Source organism: Novosphingobium sp. (assembly GCF_027489515.1).
Taxonomy (GTDB): domain Bacteria; phylum Pseudomonadota; class Alphaproteobacteria; order Sphingomonadales; family Sphingomonadaceae; genus Novosphingobium.
Window position 1 is genome coordinate 11,740 of sequence record NZ_JAIXZS010000083.1, and the last position, 16,112, is coordinate 27,851.

Here is a 16,112-nt window from a genome sequence, read left to right on the forward strand (position 1 = left end):
CGCTCAGATCGAGCCGAGCTTCATGAAGAACGACCAGCGGTCCGTGCGCAATTCATCCGCGGTCATCGACGCAAGGTCCTGCAATTCCGCCCGCAGCGCGGTGCCGAGGCGCTTGATCGTCTCGGCGTGGTTGCGATGCGCGCCGCCGACGGGTTCGTAGATCACGCGGTGGATCACGCCGAGTTGCATGAGATCGGGCGCTGTCATCTTCATCGCTTCGGCGGCATCCGGCGCGCGGTCGTTGCCGCGCCACAGGATCGAGGCGCAACCTTCGGGTGAGATGACTGAATAGACCGAGTGTTCGAGCATGAGTACGCGGTTGGCGCTGGCGAGCGCGACGGCACCGCCCGAGCCGCCTTCGCCGACGATCACTGCGATGAGCGGCACGCCGATCTCGAGGCACTTCTCGGTGCTGCGCGCGATGGCCTCAGCCTGTCCGCGCGCCTCGGCATCAACGCCGGGGAAAGCACCGGGCGTGTCGACCAACGTGATCACCGGCAGGCCGAAGCGATCGGCAATGTCCATCAGGCGGATCGCCTTGCGATAGCCTTCGGGCCGCGCCATGCCGAAATTGTGGCGCAGGCGCGTGGTGGTGTCCTCGCCTTTGGCATGGCCGATGACCATGACTGCCCGCCCGCCAAGCCGCGCGAAGCCGCCGATGATCGCTTGATCGTTGCCGTACAGGCGGTCGCCGCCCAGCGGCTGGAATTCCTCGAAGAGGCCCTGAATATAGTGGACAAAGTGTGGTCGCGACGGATGCCGCGCCACTTGCGTGCGCTGCCAGGGCGTGAGGCGCGCATAAAGATCGGCGAGCTGGCGATGCGCCCGCTCGTCGAGCATCAGGGCTTCAGCTTCCCCGCTGCCACTCTCGCGAAGCGCTGCAGCGCGCTTCGCGAGAGCTTCGATCGGCTTTTCGAACGCAAGGTATTCCATCAAACCGTCATCGACATCCCGCGATAGATGCGCGCACGATAGCGCGAATCCTCGGCATCCGGGAGGGGGGTGCCGACAAGCAGCACGGCGCGGGCAAAACGCTTCACTTCTTCCAGATGTTCGTCGAGGTCGCGCGGCTCTTCCGAGCGGACTCGGCGGGTGAGGTTGATCTGGTTGACTGGCGCGCCGTGGACGAGGCGCTCGTTCTCCACCGCGAGCGTAGCGGTGAACGAGTGCAGGGTCGTCTTGATGAAGTTGGCAAGCGCGAAGGCCGGGCTCTTGTCACCCATCGGCACATCGGGCGAGACGAGGACAAGCTGGCAATCATCATAGAGCGAGGCCTTGCGGGCAACGCGGAAGTGATTGGTCAGATTGTCACCAACCAGTGCGCGGAATTCCTCGGGCGTCAGCAGCGCATCGGTGGCGAAGAGCCGGTTCGGCAAGGGCTGCATCGGGGTCGAAACGATCGTGGTGGGATGGCCCCAGCGGCGGATCGCCTCGTCCATTGCGGCCTCGACACCGCCTTCCAGCCCGACGTACTCAAGCGGCGGGTTCTCGATATCGTCGAGCTGGTCCTTCAGCGCGGTGAAGGCGCCTTCGGTGCCTGTCATCATCACCACGCGCGCGACGTGGCAATCAGCGATGAACTGGCGCGCGGTCTCTGCGAGGTAGTCGGTGAGGTGCTCACCGATCATCCACACAGTGCGGCCGCGCATCTGGTCGAGCCGTTCCTGCTTGGGGCTTCCGAACAGTTCGCGCTCGGTGGTCGAGCGTTCGACGCTGAGGCCGCCCGATGGCATGAACGTCTCGCCCGAGACGGCGCGGTCGGCGAGGAAGAATACCGTCGCCTGCGCCACATCGGTCTCGGTCGGCATCTTGCCAAGGAACAGCTGCGAGAGCACGCCCGTGCCGACCTTCTTGGCTTCGACCGCGATCTTGTCGCCGGGGAGGAAGGGCTGGTCTTCGGGCGGGGTCTTGAGCAGCCAGTCGCGGTCGGCTTCGGGCGTGGCGGGCCGCTCGCTCCATTCCGGGCTGTCGAGGAAGTAGCCCGCGCCGCGCAGGCGCGCCACGAGCTTGGCCGCGATATCCGGGGTCATCAGATAGCGATCCCAGGTGCACACGCCGTCACCTTCGCGCGCGCACGCCAGAGCCAGTTCGCGGATCTCGCGGGGGTTGTTGGTATCGTGCGACATGCGGACGGTGTCGTTGCGCGCAAGGCGGCTTAGCAGCGCCTCGACCCGCACCCCGCGCCGGAGCGACTTCACCGCCGCCGCGTGGATCGCATTGAGCCGCTTGTTGGCTAGGATCAGCTTGCCGCGCCGCTCGAACAGGCCCGGCTTGCCGCCGGTGCCGGCAAGGCGGTCACCATCAACAGGGCCGGGGGCGATCGCGTTGAACTGCACTTCAGGCCCCAGGTAGCGGGCCATCGATTCCACCATCGCGCGCTGGCCGGATTTGGAAACGGCGTAGTCGGCGCGGTTGGGATAGGCGACCGCGAGGTACTTCTCGCCGCCGAAGTAGGACGAGACGTTGAGCACGTAGCCCGACCCCTGCGCCTTCATGATCGGCACCACGTGGTGCATCAGGATGAAGTTCGAGATGAGGTTCGCGTCGAGCGTGTAATTCCAGGCGTCGAGGCTCATGTCGACGACCATCTCTTCCGCGCCCGCAACACCGGCGTTGTTGATCAGGTAGTCGATCCGCCCGAAGGCCTTGATCGTGGCATCGACAGCGGCTTTTAGGCTGTCGAGGTTGCTCACGTCCATGCCGGCCATGGTCTGCACGCGGCGTTCAACGCCCGCAAAGCCGATGTCCTCCAGTTCGCTGACGATGCGCGCGCGGGCAACCGCGAGTTCGCTCTCGCGCCGGGCGACCATCATCACCTTGCCACCGGCAAGCGCGAGGAGGCGCGCAACCTGGCCGCCGATGCCAGCAGAACCGCCGGTGATCAGCGCCACCTTGCCGAGGTGGAGGCCGGTGATGTTCTCGCTGAAGCCCGCCATCGCCTTGCGCGCACCCGTCGCCTCGCCAATGCTGCGCGGCACGTAGAGCGTGACTTCGGCGATCTTGCTTTCCTTGATCAGTACGCGTGCGGCATGCCCGGCAGCAAAGCGGGTGTTCTCGCTCTCCGCATTGGTGAAGCGCACGATCTGGTTGCCCCATTCGCCCTGGCGGCGGCGACCATGGGCCACGTCGATCTCGCTCTCGTCGCGCCAGATGCGGATCAGCTGCTCGATCGCGGCGCGCAGCACGTTGGCATAGACGTTGTCCTTGCCGTCGCTGGCGTTCGACATGAAGATGAAACGCGGCGGCTGCAGCAGCGAGCCATGGCGCTTCCAGTAGCGGCTGAGTGTCCGGGCAAGCGCCATCGCGCCGACGAGTTCGACATCCATGAAGGTGTCGATCATGTCATCCTCGGCATCGACGAGGCGCCCGCCGAATTCCTGCAGGCCATAGACCGGCATGAAGATCGCGCCGGTGATCGGCGTGTTGTTCTCGGTGTAAGCCGCGAGCGCCGCCTCGATCGTGGCGGGTTCGGTGCGGTTGAAGCGCACGATGGTGAGCGCGTCCCCGATCCCTTCCGCCTTGGCGCGCGCCTGTGCGATGGCAACGTCGGCCTGGCGCGGCACGCCGAGGAGCACGCTGGTGCCGCAGTTGATCTGGATCTTGGCGATCTCGAGCGCTTCTTCCCAGCCTTCACCGGCTGCGATGAGGATCGCGAGGCCCGCGCCGTCCATCGAGCGCATGGTCGGGCGCGCAAGGTAGGTCGAGCGCTCTTCCTTGCGCACGGTCATGCCGTGGGTCACTTCGAAATCGTGCCCGTTGTAGGCAGCGGATTCGTCGCTGCCGAGGAACACGCAGGTCGTCGCGATATCGTCCGGCACCGGGAACGTCTTGGCCTTGGGCGCGCCGCCGGTGCTGCGCTCCAGCGACATCATGTCGAAGAACGTGTTCGCCGTGGTGCCCTGCTCATCGCCGCGCATCGTATCCATCGCCGCGAAGACGGTGCGGATCCGCTCGCTCTCGATGGGGCCGGGGAAGACGAGATTGACGCGGATGCCCCGGGGGCCGAGTTCCAGCGAGAGCTCGCGCGACCACGCGTTCATCGCTGCCTTGGGGACGACATAGGCCGCACGCGCATAGTAGGGCGTGCGCGAGAAGATCGTCGAGACGTTGATGATCGAGCCGCCTTCTGGCATCGCCGCAGCGACGGTGCGGGCAAGGTTCCAGGCAACCCCGAAGATGTTGCGCATGGCGGCGGGGACAGTCTCGCTGTCGGTCGATCCGCGCTTCTGCAAGGCAGCGAGTTCCTCCTCGTCGAACGGCAGTTGCTCGATCGGCTGCTTCGGGCCGGCGGAACCAGCGTTGTTGACGAGAATGTCGATGCGGCCAAAGCGGCGGACGACATCGGCGACGGCATCGCGCACCGATTGCGGATTGCCGCCATCGAGAATGACCGTGGCAAGGCGCGTCGCATCGACGCCGCTTGCCGCGCGCATCGCTTCCGCTGCGGCTTCGAGGCGGGCCTCGGTGCGGCCGGTCATGACGACGGTGGCGCCCTCGGCGAGGTAGTGGCGCACGATGTAGCCGCCGAGATTGCCGGCGGCGCCGGTCACGAGGGCGATCTTGCCGGCGAGACGGCCAGTAGCCGTGGTCGTGGCTTGCGGTGCGGGATCGATGGTCTTTGCCTTGGCCATGTCACTCTCCTGAAAAATGCGCGCGACGTGCAGCGCTGGATTGAGGTGGAATCTGGCCTGGGGAGGGCAGCTGGGAGGTGGGTGCCGCGCTAATGCGGCGCGGTCGATCGGTGGGGCCTGTTATGCATCCGCGCCCTCCGCCTGTGTGACCGCCCAGGCTTCGAGCAGCGCATCGCGGCTGCGCAGGCCCATGGCGGGAAGGGCGTGGTTGACGACATAGGTCGCGCCGGAGTGGCGGTTGTCCCACATCGACTGGTGGGCTTCGGGGAGACCGTCCCAGCTGACGACTTCGGGTTCGGTCACTTCGAGGAGGCCCGCCGCGATCATGTCGTTCATGCGCGCAACTTCGAAGGCGTTGCACAAGTGCGTGCCGAGGATCGAGGCAGTGGGCATGAGGATCTTGCGCTGGCGGGTCCAGACCTGCGGCGCGTAGAAGGTGAACCGGCTGCCGGTCAGGTCTTCGGCGAAGACGACGCGGCCGGTGAAGGGCTTCACCAGCGAGGTCGAAACGCCGAGCGTGTCCTGCCCGGTCCGCTCGAACACCAGATCGGGCGCGCCGCGCGGGTTGTCTGCCGAGCGCAGGATCTTGCCGATGGCCGAGCCGAACGGCTTCATCACGCGGTCCTGATAGTCGCGCACTGCGGCCTTGAAGACTTCGATATCGGCCTTGGCATCCGGCAGGCGCGGCATCGTATCGGGCCAGAGGAAGTTGCCCCCCTCGCGCCGCCGGATGCTCTCGAGGCTGACGATGCCTTCGATCGCGTCTTCGAGGCCCAATGAGCCGAGGAACTCGCGCTGGCCGTCGGTCGTGGTGGCGACAACGCTGCGTGCGTTGAAGCGGCGGGCGGCCTCGATGATTTCGAGGCCCATATCATCGAGCAGCGCGTCGGAGCCGGGGCCGTAGTAGATCAGCACCGCCTCGCCGCCGCGCAGGGCAGCGCGGCGCAACATCTCTTCGGGGCTCGCCTTGCCGGGCTTGCCCATGAAGCTGAAGTGATAGCCCGAAGACGCGCCGTAGAAAGCGAGCGTGCCGTTTTCGGCAAGGAGCTGGAAGCTGCGCGGGAAGGCCGTCTCGCCTGCATGGCTGACGACGTAATCCGCCAGCTTGCCGCCGTTGAGCGCCTTGTATTCTTCGACGAGCGGGGCGCCAGCGGCTTCCCACGCGCGAGCCTCGGAGGCGTCTTCCGGCACCGTGGTGTAGAGATCGGCGAAGCGCGGGTCCTTGCGGTTGATCGCGCCGACGGCTCCCTGCTGGCCGGTGATGAAGGCGGCACGGTCCGGGCTCGAGACGAGACCGCTGACCTGAAGACCGGTGCGCACCGAGGAGCGCAGCGCATCAAGCCCGGTGCCGGTGGCGGCGCCTTCAACGAACAGCGTGCGGCCCGGCGCGATCTGCAGCGTGGTGAACAGGCAGCGCGAGATCGTGCCCAGGTTCAGCACATAGCTGCCAGCCTGCTCCAGCGTGAGGTTCGGCGGGACCTTGTGCATTTGCGGTGCCTGCACCGTCAGGAACTGTGCGTGGCTGCCCGTTTCGGTCTCGTAGCCCTGGATCGAGAAGTCCGCGAACATCGGATCGTTGCCGACAGCGGGCGAGAGCAGATCGTTGGTGCCCGAATAAACGGTGACGAGATCGCCGACCTTGACGCGGCCCTCGGCGCGGGTCTCGCTGCCGAGCGCGGCGACGAGTGCGATGCCGCCCGATCCGGTGATCTGGACGTCCTCTTCGTGGCTATCGAAGGGAGAAACGGGAATGCCGGTCAGCGCCCAGATGTCGTTAAAGTTGACCTCGCTGGTCAGCATGTAGAGCAGCGCTTCGTTGGGCGCGGGCTCTGGCACTTTCACGATCAGCTCGCGCTCATGCGTCGCGGGTGGGCCGAAGCGCGGTGCGCCGGTATCGGGATCGCGCGCGATGCCGAAGGCATATTGCCATTCGGGGATCGCGGTGACGCCGGGATAGAACGGTGCGCCGACCGGGAGCAGATCGCCGCTTGCTTCGAGATGCGCGGCGCGGGTCTCGTGCTCGCTGTCGATCCACACGCCGTCGCGGCGGACGGGGAGCGGGGGGCTGACTTTGTCCATGAACTGGCGGATGCCGGTCTTGCCGCCTTCGGGATCGATGATCGCCTCGGCGAATAGCTGTGCCTCACGCGCCAGTCCTGCCGACATGCCTTGTTCAAGGCCGGTCCGAACGGCGTCGAGCGCGCGTTCTCCTGCCTTGCCGCGTCCTGCCCATTCAAGCTGGCGGAGGATGCGCTGAACATGGGTTCCTTCGCTCAGCGCCTTATCAAGGCTGACTGGTGATGGTTGTTCCCATCTTTCTATGGCCTCTTTGCGCTTGGCAAAGGCTTCCCCAAGCACACTGGACTCGCCTTCTTGCACGTAGCCGCGGATGAACCAATGGGCGACGCTCAAGGCGTCCAAAGTCCCGCCAGCAACGCAATCGACCAATCCGATCTCGCCCGCTTCGTCGGCGCTGATCGATCGCCCGCCCAGGATAAGTTCGAGAGCATCAATCAAACCATCATTGATATCAGCCCTATCGCAAAGCAGGCGCGGCAGCCGCTGCGTGCCGCCATACCCGGGCAGCAGGCGCAGGCGGATTTCGGGCTGCCCGAAGCGCGCGGTCGGCTCTGCGATGCAGAAATGGCAGGCTAGCGCAAACTCCATGCCGCCGCCCAGCGCCACACCTTGCACCGCCGCGATGCAGGGCTTGCCCATCTGTTCGATCTTGCGGAAGGCGAGCTGCGCGTTGTTGGGCAGGACCAGCGCTTCGTCGTGGCTGTGGATTTCCTCCAGCATCTGCCGGATATCCGCGCCCGCGACGAACGAACTCGTGCCTTCGCCGGTGAACACGACTGCGACGACATCGTCCTTGCGGCTGAGATGCTCGACCACGATCACCAGTTCGTCGATTGCGCGTTCGTTGAGCGCATTGACCGGCGGATTGGTGACGGTGACCGTGGCGACACGCTTGCCGGGGGCTACGGCGTTGTACTGGATCAGGAAGTAGCGATAGCGCTCGAATAGCGATTGCTCTTCGGAAAGGCGCTGCTGGCGCTGCCAGGCGTCGATCGCGGTCTTGAGCTCGGTCAGGCTTTCGGGGTTGCGCAAGGTGGTGACATCGCCCAGCTCGCCGCCCTCGACCAGCGCGCGGACCATGCGGCGCATGTATTTGCCCGAGCGGGTTTCGGGGAACTGGCTGACCTCGATGAAATCGGCCGGCACCGCGACCGCGCCCTTTTCGGTGCGGACGAGATTGAACAGACGCTGGCGGTCTTCCTCGGTCAGCTTGCGGCCTGCAACGGGGACGACGAAGGCAAGTGGGGTCAGCCCCTTCTCGCGGTGCGGCGCGCCGACGACGAGAACATTGCCGACCGGCGAATTGGGATCGAGCGCCTTGTCGCGCAGGACCGCGCCTTCGATTTCCTCGGTGCCCATGCGGTGGCCCGAGACGTTGATGACGTCATCCGAGCGGCCGTGGAACGAGAACGAGCCATCGGGATGGGCAATGGCGAAATCGCCCTGGGTATAGGCCCAGGCGCCCTGCCAGCGGCCCCAGTAACCGTTCTCCCAGCGGCCAGCATCGCCCTTCCAGTTGCCCTGGACGGAGCCATCCTTGACGTGGAAGTTCTCGACATCGCCCCAGATCGTGCGGGCGAGATAAGGGTAAGGCGCGGCGATGACGATTTCGCCCTTTTCGCCCGGTTCGGCGCGGCGCCAGCTGACGCCTTCGCTGCCGGCACGGGTGAACGGGGACGTGCCGGGGGCGGCGTTCTCATCCTCGACCCACACGTCGCCGACGATCCACGGCAGCGGGAAGGCGTGGGCGTCGGGCTTTAGCGGGTAATCCGCGTTGCCGTAGAAATGCGTCCAGGCGATGCCGCCGTGTTCGGTGGCCCAGTAGCTGTTGATGTACTGGCGGGTCACGTGCTCCATTCCGAAGGCCTGCACGGAGGGGCTGGTCGGCTCGGCGCAGAAGGTTGCCACGCGCAGGTGGCTCATGTCGTAGCGCTGCACGTCCGCGAGGTTCGACGGATCGGACATGATCGACTTGAGGAAGGTGACGCCGGCCTTGAAGATCGTGATCTTGTGGCGCTCGATCATCGAGGCGAAGCGGCCCGCGTGCGGGAATACAGGCGAGCCTTCGGAGACGACCGTGGTGACCCGCGACAGGAGTGAGGCGGAGATCTGGTAGCTTTGGCCGGTGATCCAGCCCGGATCGGCGACGACGAACATCGTGTCGCCCGGGCGCGCATCGAAGGCAACGCGCATCGATTCCGCGATGCCTGCGGTGTAGCCGCCATGGACGTGGACGATGCCCTTGGGCTTTCCGGTCGAGCCCGAGGTGTAGATGAAGAACAGCGGGTATTCGGAATCGACCGGGAGCGGCTTCGAGGAGGCCCAGATCGCGCGGACGAAATCGGCATCCGGGAGCGCCATCAGCGCGTCTTCGCTGGTAACGCCTGCTTTCTCGAGGATCTTCTCGAGCGCCGCGTCGGTGAGCTCGTGGCTCCAGCGGTCACGCTCGGTGCGCCAGACGATGTCGGGCTGTGCGGTGTGGCGCACGACGATCACGGTATCGACGCGCGGCGGCAGAGTGACGAGGCTGGAGGCGATCGCGAGGCGCACGCGCGCGGCATCGCTGGCGCCAATTCGGCCGGTTTCGCCGAGCTTGATCAGCGCCCGGCCCACGCCGCGCATCACGTCCGAGCGTTCAACGGTGACTTCGCCCGCCAGCGTTTCGGCGACCGTGTCGGTGATGACGGCAGCATCCGCCGCATCGAGGCCAAGGTCGGTGGCAGCAAGGACCGCAAGCGCGGTCGAAACAGGCACGTAGTTGTCCAGCGCGGGATCGGTGTAGGCGGTCTTGAACGCGGCAACCTGCGCATTGCGGTAGCTGCCGTCCGAGGTGACGATCACGCGCGCCCCGGCGTCCGCAATTCGGTCTGACAGGGTCTTGTCGCTGAAGCCGCCGAACACGGCGGTGTAGACGATGCCCAGCCGCTTGGCTGCTTCGGTCCAGAAGATCTGCGGCACGATGCTCGGCATGTTGAGCGCGATGCGGTCGCCCGCCTTGAGGCCGAGCCCTTCCAGGGCAACGGCGCACTTGGCGACTTCAAGCAGCAAGCGTTTGCGGCTGACGGTGAAAGTATCGACCGGGGCGCCGCGCCCGCCATCCGCGGCCATGTCCCAGCGGTCGCCTTCAAAGATCAGCGCGGCTTCGGCGCCGTGTCCCGAAAGGACATGGCGGTCGATCTCGTTGAAGGCGGCATTCGTGCGCGCGCCGGTGAACCAGCGCCAATGCGGCGGCGTGCTATCGTCGAACGCCTTGGTCCAGGGAACGAATGTAGCGGGGAGTTCGGGCGTGACGGGGGCGCCGCTACCGGCATCCCATCCGGTCCATGTGCCGCTCTCGCTCTTCGTAAGCCACGCGCCATCTGGCCCGCAATTGGCGACGAACCAGTGAATGCGCCGGGCGGCGATATCGCCGTGAAACGCGCCGGGATCGGCGAGCGCGGCAGCGCGCATGGCTTCCCAATCCGCGCGGGTACGCACTGGATTGATTTCGGCCTGCGGGGCCCTCTCGATGATCTGGGCCTCGGTCATAGCCGAATCGCCTCTCCCTTTTTGATATGCCGAAAGAGAGGGAGCCTCATCCTCGAAGACTTGGCAATATCATCACCCTTAGGGGCTGGAACCCGCAAGAAACTGCGAAAAAACGGGCAAAATGGGAAATATCGTTTGTTTTTCGCACCATGCCCGAAATGGAGGTTTCAGGCAGACTGGTTCGCGCTTCAGGTTATGTTATAACCATATGGGTTATGTTCAGGCATGTCCGAGCAAGCCCTGTCGCAGCTGTTATCCACAGGATAAGTGACGCTATTTTGTCCGGAATGTAACTTTGCATTGTCGTGCTCCGGCGCGGCATGGGCACCCATCCACGCACCGAAATCGAAGGGTCCGGTTCGTTTCCGCCCGGTAAAAATGCCCCTTGGGGCATGTGCGACGAGCTGAGCGAATTACGCCGTCTGTTGCAGCATAGACGCACTTTTCAGCCGCGATCAGCGTGTTTCGATCCCGAGCTCGGCCTCCATCATCCGCCGCATTTCGAACTTCTGCGCCTTCCCGGTAACCGTCATCGCAAAACTTTCGACCACACGGACGTAGCGCGGGACCTTGTAGTGCGCGATCCGGCCCCGGCAGTGCGCGAGGATGCCGTCCGGCGCGAGAGCGGCACCTGCGCGGGCTATCACCCAGGCGCAAACTTCCTCACCGTACTTCTCGTCGCTGACCCCGAAGACCTGCGCATCGGCAATGTCTGCATGGGTCAGCAGGAACTCCTCGATCTCGCGCGGGTAGATGTTCTCGCCGCCGCGAATGATCATGTCCTTGATACGGCCTGTGATGCGCACATAGCCCGCTGCATCCATCGTCGCGAGATCGCCCGAATGCATCCAGCCATCGGCGTCGATCGCCTCGGCGGTCTTGGCCGGATCGTCCCAGTAGCCGAGCATCACGGCATAGCCGCGCGAGCAGTATTCGCCCTGCTCGCCGATCGGCAGCGTCTGTCCGTCCGGCCCGACGATCTTCGCTTCGGCATGCGGGTGTACGCGCCCGACAGTGCCGACGCGCTCTTCCAGAGGATCATCACGTGCGGTCTGGGTGGTGAGCGGGCTCGTCTCGGTCATGCCGTAGCCGATGGTGACTTCGCGCATGTTGAGCCGCCCGATGACCTCGCGCATCACGGTGACGGGGCAGGGGGACCCGGCCATGATGCCGGTCCGCAAGGTCGAGACATCGGTGGTTTCGAGTGCGGGCTGGCCGAGTACGGCAATGAACATCGTCGGCACGCCATAGAGCGCTGTGCAGCCTTCGGCGGCGACAGCCTCAAGCACGGCGGCGGGATCGAAGGCTTCACCGGGATAGACCATGGCCGCGCCGCTGGTGAGTGCGGCGAGATTGCCCAGCACCATGCCGAAGCAGTGGTAGAGCGGCACGGGAATGCAGATGCGGTCGGCCTCAGTCAGGGCGATCGTCTGCGCGGTGAAGTAGCCGTTGTTGAGGATGTTGCGGTGGGTGAGTGTGGCGCCCTTGGGAAAACCGGTCGTACCGCTGGTGAACTGGATGTTGATCGCGTCATCCGGCAGGAGCGGTGCGGCCGCGGCGGCGAGCGCTTCCGCATCCGCCGGAACATCGAGCGCGGACCACGGGAGGAAGCCTTCATGCACCTCAGCGCCGATGGCGACGATGGCGCGAAGCTGCGGTAGCCGCGCCGGGCCGATCTCGCGCAGCATGGCGAGATAATCACTGCTCTTGAAGCGCGCGGCGGTGACGAGCACGCTGCAGCCGACCTTGTTCAGTGCATATTCGACCTCGCTTGCCCGGTAGGCCGGGTTGATCGTCACGAGCACGGCGCCGATCCGCGCGGTGGCAAACTGGATCAGCGTCCATTCCGCGCAATTGGGCGCCCAGATGCCGACGCGGTCGCCCGCTGCCACGCCGAGGCGCAGCAGACCGGTCGCGATCCGATCTACCGCCGCATCGAGCTCGGCCCAGGTGAAGTGCAGGTCCTGATGGCGCGAGACGAGCGCCAGTCCATCGGCCCAGCGCGTCGCCGCCTCGCGCAGCGCCGTGCCGATGGTGGTCTCGAGGAGAGGCCGGTCGGTCGGCCCCTTGGCATAGGACAAACCGTTCACGCCTTACGTCCTCAGAACTTTACGCCCGCCGTCACGCCGTACATCCGCGGATTGCCGACGTGGTTGTAATCGAGCCCGAAGCCGGTGAGATCGATCCGCGAGGTAAAGTAGAACTTGTTGCCCAGATTGCGGGCCCAGGCCGAGAGGCTGTAGCGCCCATCAGTGCTGTTCCAGTCAAGATGGCCGCCGAACAGCGCATAGGACTGCTGGCGCAGGCGCGGGATGTTGATGTTCTCGAAGAACTGGCTCGACTGGTAGGCCACTTCCGGGTGGAACGAGATCGCGCCGAAACCGCCCTCGACCACCGTCCAGTCGAAGCTGGCGTTGAAGGTCAGCGACGGGGCATTCGACAGACGGTTGCCGGCGACATTCACGCCGCTGACGATGCCGTCCTGGATCCGGGTCGAAAGCAGGCCGAGACCGCCGTGGAAGGTGAAGCTGTCGGTGGCGCGCACCGTCAGCTCGGCCTCGGCGCCATAGAGGCGGGACTTGGGAATGTTGAGCAGCTGCTGCGAAGCATCCGCCGGGTTGACGTTGATGAACTGCTGGTTCTTGTAGTTGTAGTAGAACGCTGCCGTGTTGAGCGTAATGCGGCGGTCCCAAAACTGCATCTTGGCGCCGGCTTCGAACGCGGTGACCTGTTCGGCCTTAGCCACGCCGAGCTCGGCCGGGCTGAAGAAGGCCTGCGCGTTGAAGCTGGGTGCGCGGTAGCCGCGGCTCACGCTGGCATAGAGCAGATCGCCGCTGGCGAGCTTGTAATCGAGCCCGATCTTGCCCGAGACGTTGTCCTGCTTGAACCCGAGGTTCGACAGCGGGATGAGATTGGCGATGAAGCGCTTGTCGATGCCGAGCGCGTCCGAGCGGAAGCCGGTCTGCTCGCCGTCATCGTGGGTATAGCGCAGGCCGCCGCGCAGGGTGAGCGCGTCGGTGAGCTTGTACTTGAGGTCCGAATAGAGCGCGTAGCTCTTCTTGATCTGGTCGAACTGGTTGCGGACGCGGCAGGCGACCGGGAGGCCAGCTGCGCAGTCCGCCGAGGTGACCTGGCCATCGCCGTCGAAATCGGTATCGAGCAGGACTTCGAGCGTGCTCTGGTTGTAGACCTTCTCGCGGTTGAAATAGGCCCCGATGATGAAATCGAACGGCCCGCCGGTGTTGCTCGTCAGGCGCAGGTCCTGCGCGAACTGGCTGGCCTGATCGAAGTAAGGCACCTCGAGCACGCGGGCGGCGATGCCATCGGTATCTTCCTTAAAGAACAGATAGCCCTTGTCGTAACTGGTGATGCTCGTGATCGCGAGAGTGTCGCTCACGTCGATGTTTGCCGTCAGCGCCACCGAGGTGGTCTGCGCGCGGCGCTTCTGCGGGACGTTGGAGGCGATCTGCCACTGCGACAGGCCGGGCCGGTTGACCGCTTCGGGCTGGGCATAGATGCCGTAGTTCTGCGGGCTCTGGCGGCTGTGCGAGGCGCGCAGGGTGAGCTTCACGCCATCGGTCGGCTCCCACTTCAGCGTGCCGCGGACCGCCCATTCGTTGGTGCTGGCAAGATCGGGATTGCCCTTCACGACGTTCTTGAACCAGCCATCGGCGTTGGCGTACGTCGCCGCCACGCGCAGCGCCGCCTTGTCGCCCAGCGGAACGTTGACCGCGCCGTTCACATCGACACGGTTGTAGTTGCCATAGCCGAAGTTGACGTAGCCGCTCGTTTCGCCAAGCTTGGCATCGCGGCTGATCAGATTGACCGCGCCGCCGGTGGTGTTCTTGCCGTACAGCGTGCCCTGCGGCCCGCGCAGCACCTCGACCCGCTCGATATCGTAGAGCGCGATGCCCAGGAACGCGAAGTTGCCCTTGTAAACTTCGTCGTAATACGTTGCGACCGGGCTCGACTGGTTGAGGCTGAAGTCTGACATCGAGACGCCGCGCAGCGCGAAGATCGGCGTGTTGTCGCCCACGGTCGAGGTGAGCTGAAGGTTGGCGACCTTGTTGACGAGGCTGTCGACGCTGGTGATGCGCGACTTGGAGAGGGTATCGCCGCCGATCGCCGAGATCGAGATCGGCACGGACTGCAGGTTTTCCGAGCGCTTGGCGGCGGTCACGACGATCTCGCCGGCGTCCTGGACGTCGGTTGCGGTGCCAGCCTGCGCGGCCTGTTGGGCAAGGGCGGGCTGCGCCGCCACCATCAGCGCCAATGGGGCAGCCAGCGCGGCGCTGGCAAGAAAGACGGTCCTCATGATCATTCCCTCGCTTCTTTTAAATTTACCCTGATTATTGTTATTGGCGTCCATGCGTCTTGGCAAAACCGGCCACCAGACGCGCTCTTGTCGCGGCGCGTTCGAGGCGGAGCGGATTCTGGCGCAGGCGCCCGATTTCTTCGGCTGTGTAGGGCTGGAAATCCTGCGGCACATGCGCGGGATCGAACCGGAACAAGGTCCAGTTGACGAGATTGGCGAGGCGGTCGTCGGGCAGATCGACGGTGGCCACGCCCGGCACGCGGCCGATGAATTCGCGCCCGCCCAGCACGGTGAGGAAACGCGCGACGGTCCCCTTCATCGGCGGGTTGGACCGGTCGTCGCCGCTGCCATCGGGGCGGTGGCAGCCCTGGCACTTGAGCTGGTAGTCGGTGCGCGCCTGATAGGCATCGCGCACGCCCGGGATGGCCGCTTCATCCGCCCTCACTGCCGCGCTCGCCGCCAGCGCAAGGCCGAGCGGCGCAGCGGTGACAAGGGCGAGGCGGCCGAACGTCATTGGCCGCCGGCGCCTGCGTGAAGCTTGCCGACATCCTGCGCGGAGAGCGCGGCGCCGCTGGCCCGGATCGCGGCGAGTTCGCCTTCCGCGAAGGGCTTGAAAGCAGGGCCGGTCCGGGCAATTTCGGTGCCGACGTGGTTGAGCACGGCCGCCACCGAGGCATCATCCAGCGTCGCCTGCGCGGGCATGACCCCCGCATAAGGCTTGCCGCCGACCTTGATCGGGCCGCTCACACCGCGGGTGACGACGAGCGCGAGATAGCGGCGGCCCGCTTCGCTCGCGGCCATCACGCGAAAGTCCTCGCCCAGCGGCGGAAACACGCCGGGCACGCCCGCACCCGTTTTCGTGTGGCACGCCGCGCAGCGGGCGTAGATCGCCGCGCCGTCGGGTGCTGCACGCACCGGCAGCGTCAGGCCGGCAGCGAGCGCGGCTGTGGTCGCCGCAAATGCGAGAGCCGCGCGCTTCACTTGGCTGCCGGAAGCGCGACGCCGATGACCGCGGCCACCGAGCAGTTGTAGACCGAGCTCTCCGAGCCGAGGCACCAGTTGTAGTCGTTGTTCGACTGCGGGCGGACCTGCGGGCGGTCGCCCTCGTTGCGGTTGCACAGGCACTGCCCGCAGCTGGAGACGCCGCAGCAATCATTGTAGCTGATCACATAGGCGCGGCCGTCTGCCGGATTGGTGCAAGTGCCGATCTAGGTGATCGGCGACATTTCGGTGCCCGGCGGGCAGGTGTTGACCGAGCCGCCGCAGCACGAGCAGAGGAACCCGTCGATTGCGCAATAGCGCCAGTAATCGCACGAGGCCTGATCGCCCAGGTCCTGCTCGAGGCCGGAGACGATAGCCGGGCGCGATGCACCTGCTCCATGCGGGCCATGGGGTGCTTCGGGGGCAGGCGGAGTGGCTGCGCGGGCGACGGGCAGCAGCGGAATGGATGCCGCGCCCGTCATCCCGGCGCCCAACCACGCAAGCAGCGAGCGGCGCGATGTTCCCCGGGCAATCCCGCGCGCAAGGTTTTCAGTCAGCTTGTCGAAACGCGCCATGGA

The 16,112-nt window shown here is 65.6% G+C and carries 7 protein-coding genes and 1 pseudogene; all 8 read right to left on the reverse strand.

Translation table 11 applies throughout. The features are described from left to right. Positions 1 to 3 precede the first annotated feature (3 nt). A complete protein-coding gene (locus Q0082_RS14190) occupies positions 4 to 936 on the reverse strand; it encodes an acetyl-CoA carboxylase carboxyltransferase subunit alpha (protein ID WP_298193774.1) in 933 nt (310 codons plus the stop codon). After that, positions 933 to 4,631, reverse strand: a complete 3,699-nt coding sequence (locus Q0082_RS14195; protein ID WP_298193776.1) for an SDR family oxidoreductase — start codon at positions 4,629 to 4,631, stop codon at positions 933 to 935. The genes Q0082_RS14190 and Q0082_RS14195 overlap by 4 nt, the downstream gene beginning before the upstream one ends. A gap of 120 nt (positions 4,632 to 4,751) precedes the next feature. After that, a complete protein-coding gene (locus Q0082_RS14200; RefSeq protein ID WP_298193779.1) occupies positions 4,752 to 10,238 on the reverse strand; it encodes an AMP-binding protein in 5,487 nt (1,828 codons plus the stop codon). Positions 10,239 to 10,693: 455 nt separating this feature from the next. After that, the gene (locus Q0082_RS14205; protein ID WP_298193781.1) at positions 10,694 to 12,328 is read right to left on the reverse strand and encodes an AMP-binding protein; all 1,635 of its coding nucleotides are present in this window, start codon (positions 12,326 to 12,328) and stop codon (positions 10,694 to 10,696) included. 11 nt (positions 12,329 to 12,339) lie between these two features. Next, entirely contained in the window at positions 12,340 to 14,553 is a 2,214-nt protein-coding gene (locus tag Q0082_RS14210) for a TonB-dependent receptor (protein WP_298193784.1), read from the reverse strand. A gap of 40 nt (positions 14,554 to 14,593) precedes the next feature. Further along, the gene (locus tag Q0082_RS14215) at positions 14,594 to 15,067 is read right to left on the reverse strand and encodes a cytochrome C (protein WP_298193786.1); all 474 of its coding nucleotides are present in this window, start codon (positions 15,065 to 15,067) and stop codon (positions 14,594 to 14,596) included. Continuing rightward, positions 15,064 to 15,534, reverse strand: a complete 471-nt coding sequence (locus Q0082_RS14220) for a cytochrome c (protein ID WP_298193789.1) — start codon at positions 15,532 to 15,534, stop codon at positions 15,064 to 15,066. The genes Q0082_RS14215 and Q0082_RS14220 overlap by 4 nt, the downstream gene beginning before the upstream one ends. After that, positions 15,531 to 16,109, reverse strand: a pseudogene (locus Q0082_RS14225) (methylamine dehydrogenase light chain). Before Q0082_RS14225 ends, Q0082_RS14220 begins: the two are co-directional and overlap by 4 nt. Between the last annotated feature and the right edge of the window lie 3 nt (positions 16,110 to 16,112).

What these genes read in the sequence shown, in the direction of transcription:
- Q0082_RS14195 (WP_298193776.1), bottom strand. Translation starts at nt 4,631, where the DNA reads ATGGCCAAGGCAAAGACCATCGATCCCGCACCGCAAGCCACGACCACG.
- Q0082_RS14200 (WP_298193779.1), bottom strand. Translation starts at nt 10,238, where the DNA reads ATGACCGAGGCCCAGATCATCGAGAGGGCCCCGCAGGCCGAAATCAAT.
- Q0082_RS14210 (WP_298193784.1), bottom strand. Translation starts at nt 14,553, where the DNA reads ATGAGGACCGTCTTTCTTGCCAGCGCCGCGCTGGCTGCCCCATTGGCG.
- Q0082_RS14215 (WP_298193786.1), bottom strand. Translation starts at nt 15,067, where the DNA reads ATGACGTTCGGCCGCCTCGCCCTTGTCACCGCTGCGCCGCTCGGCCTT.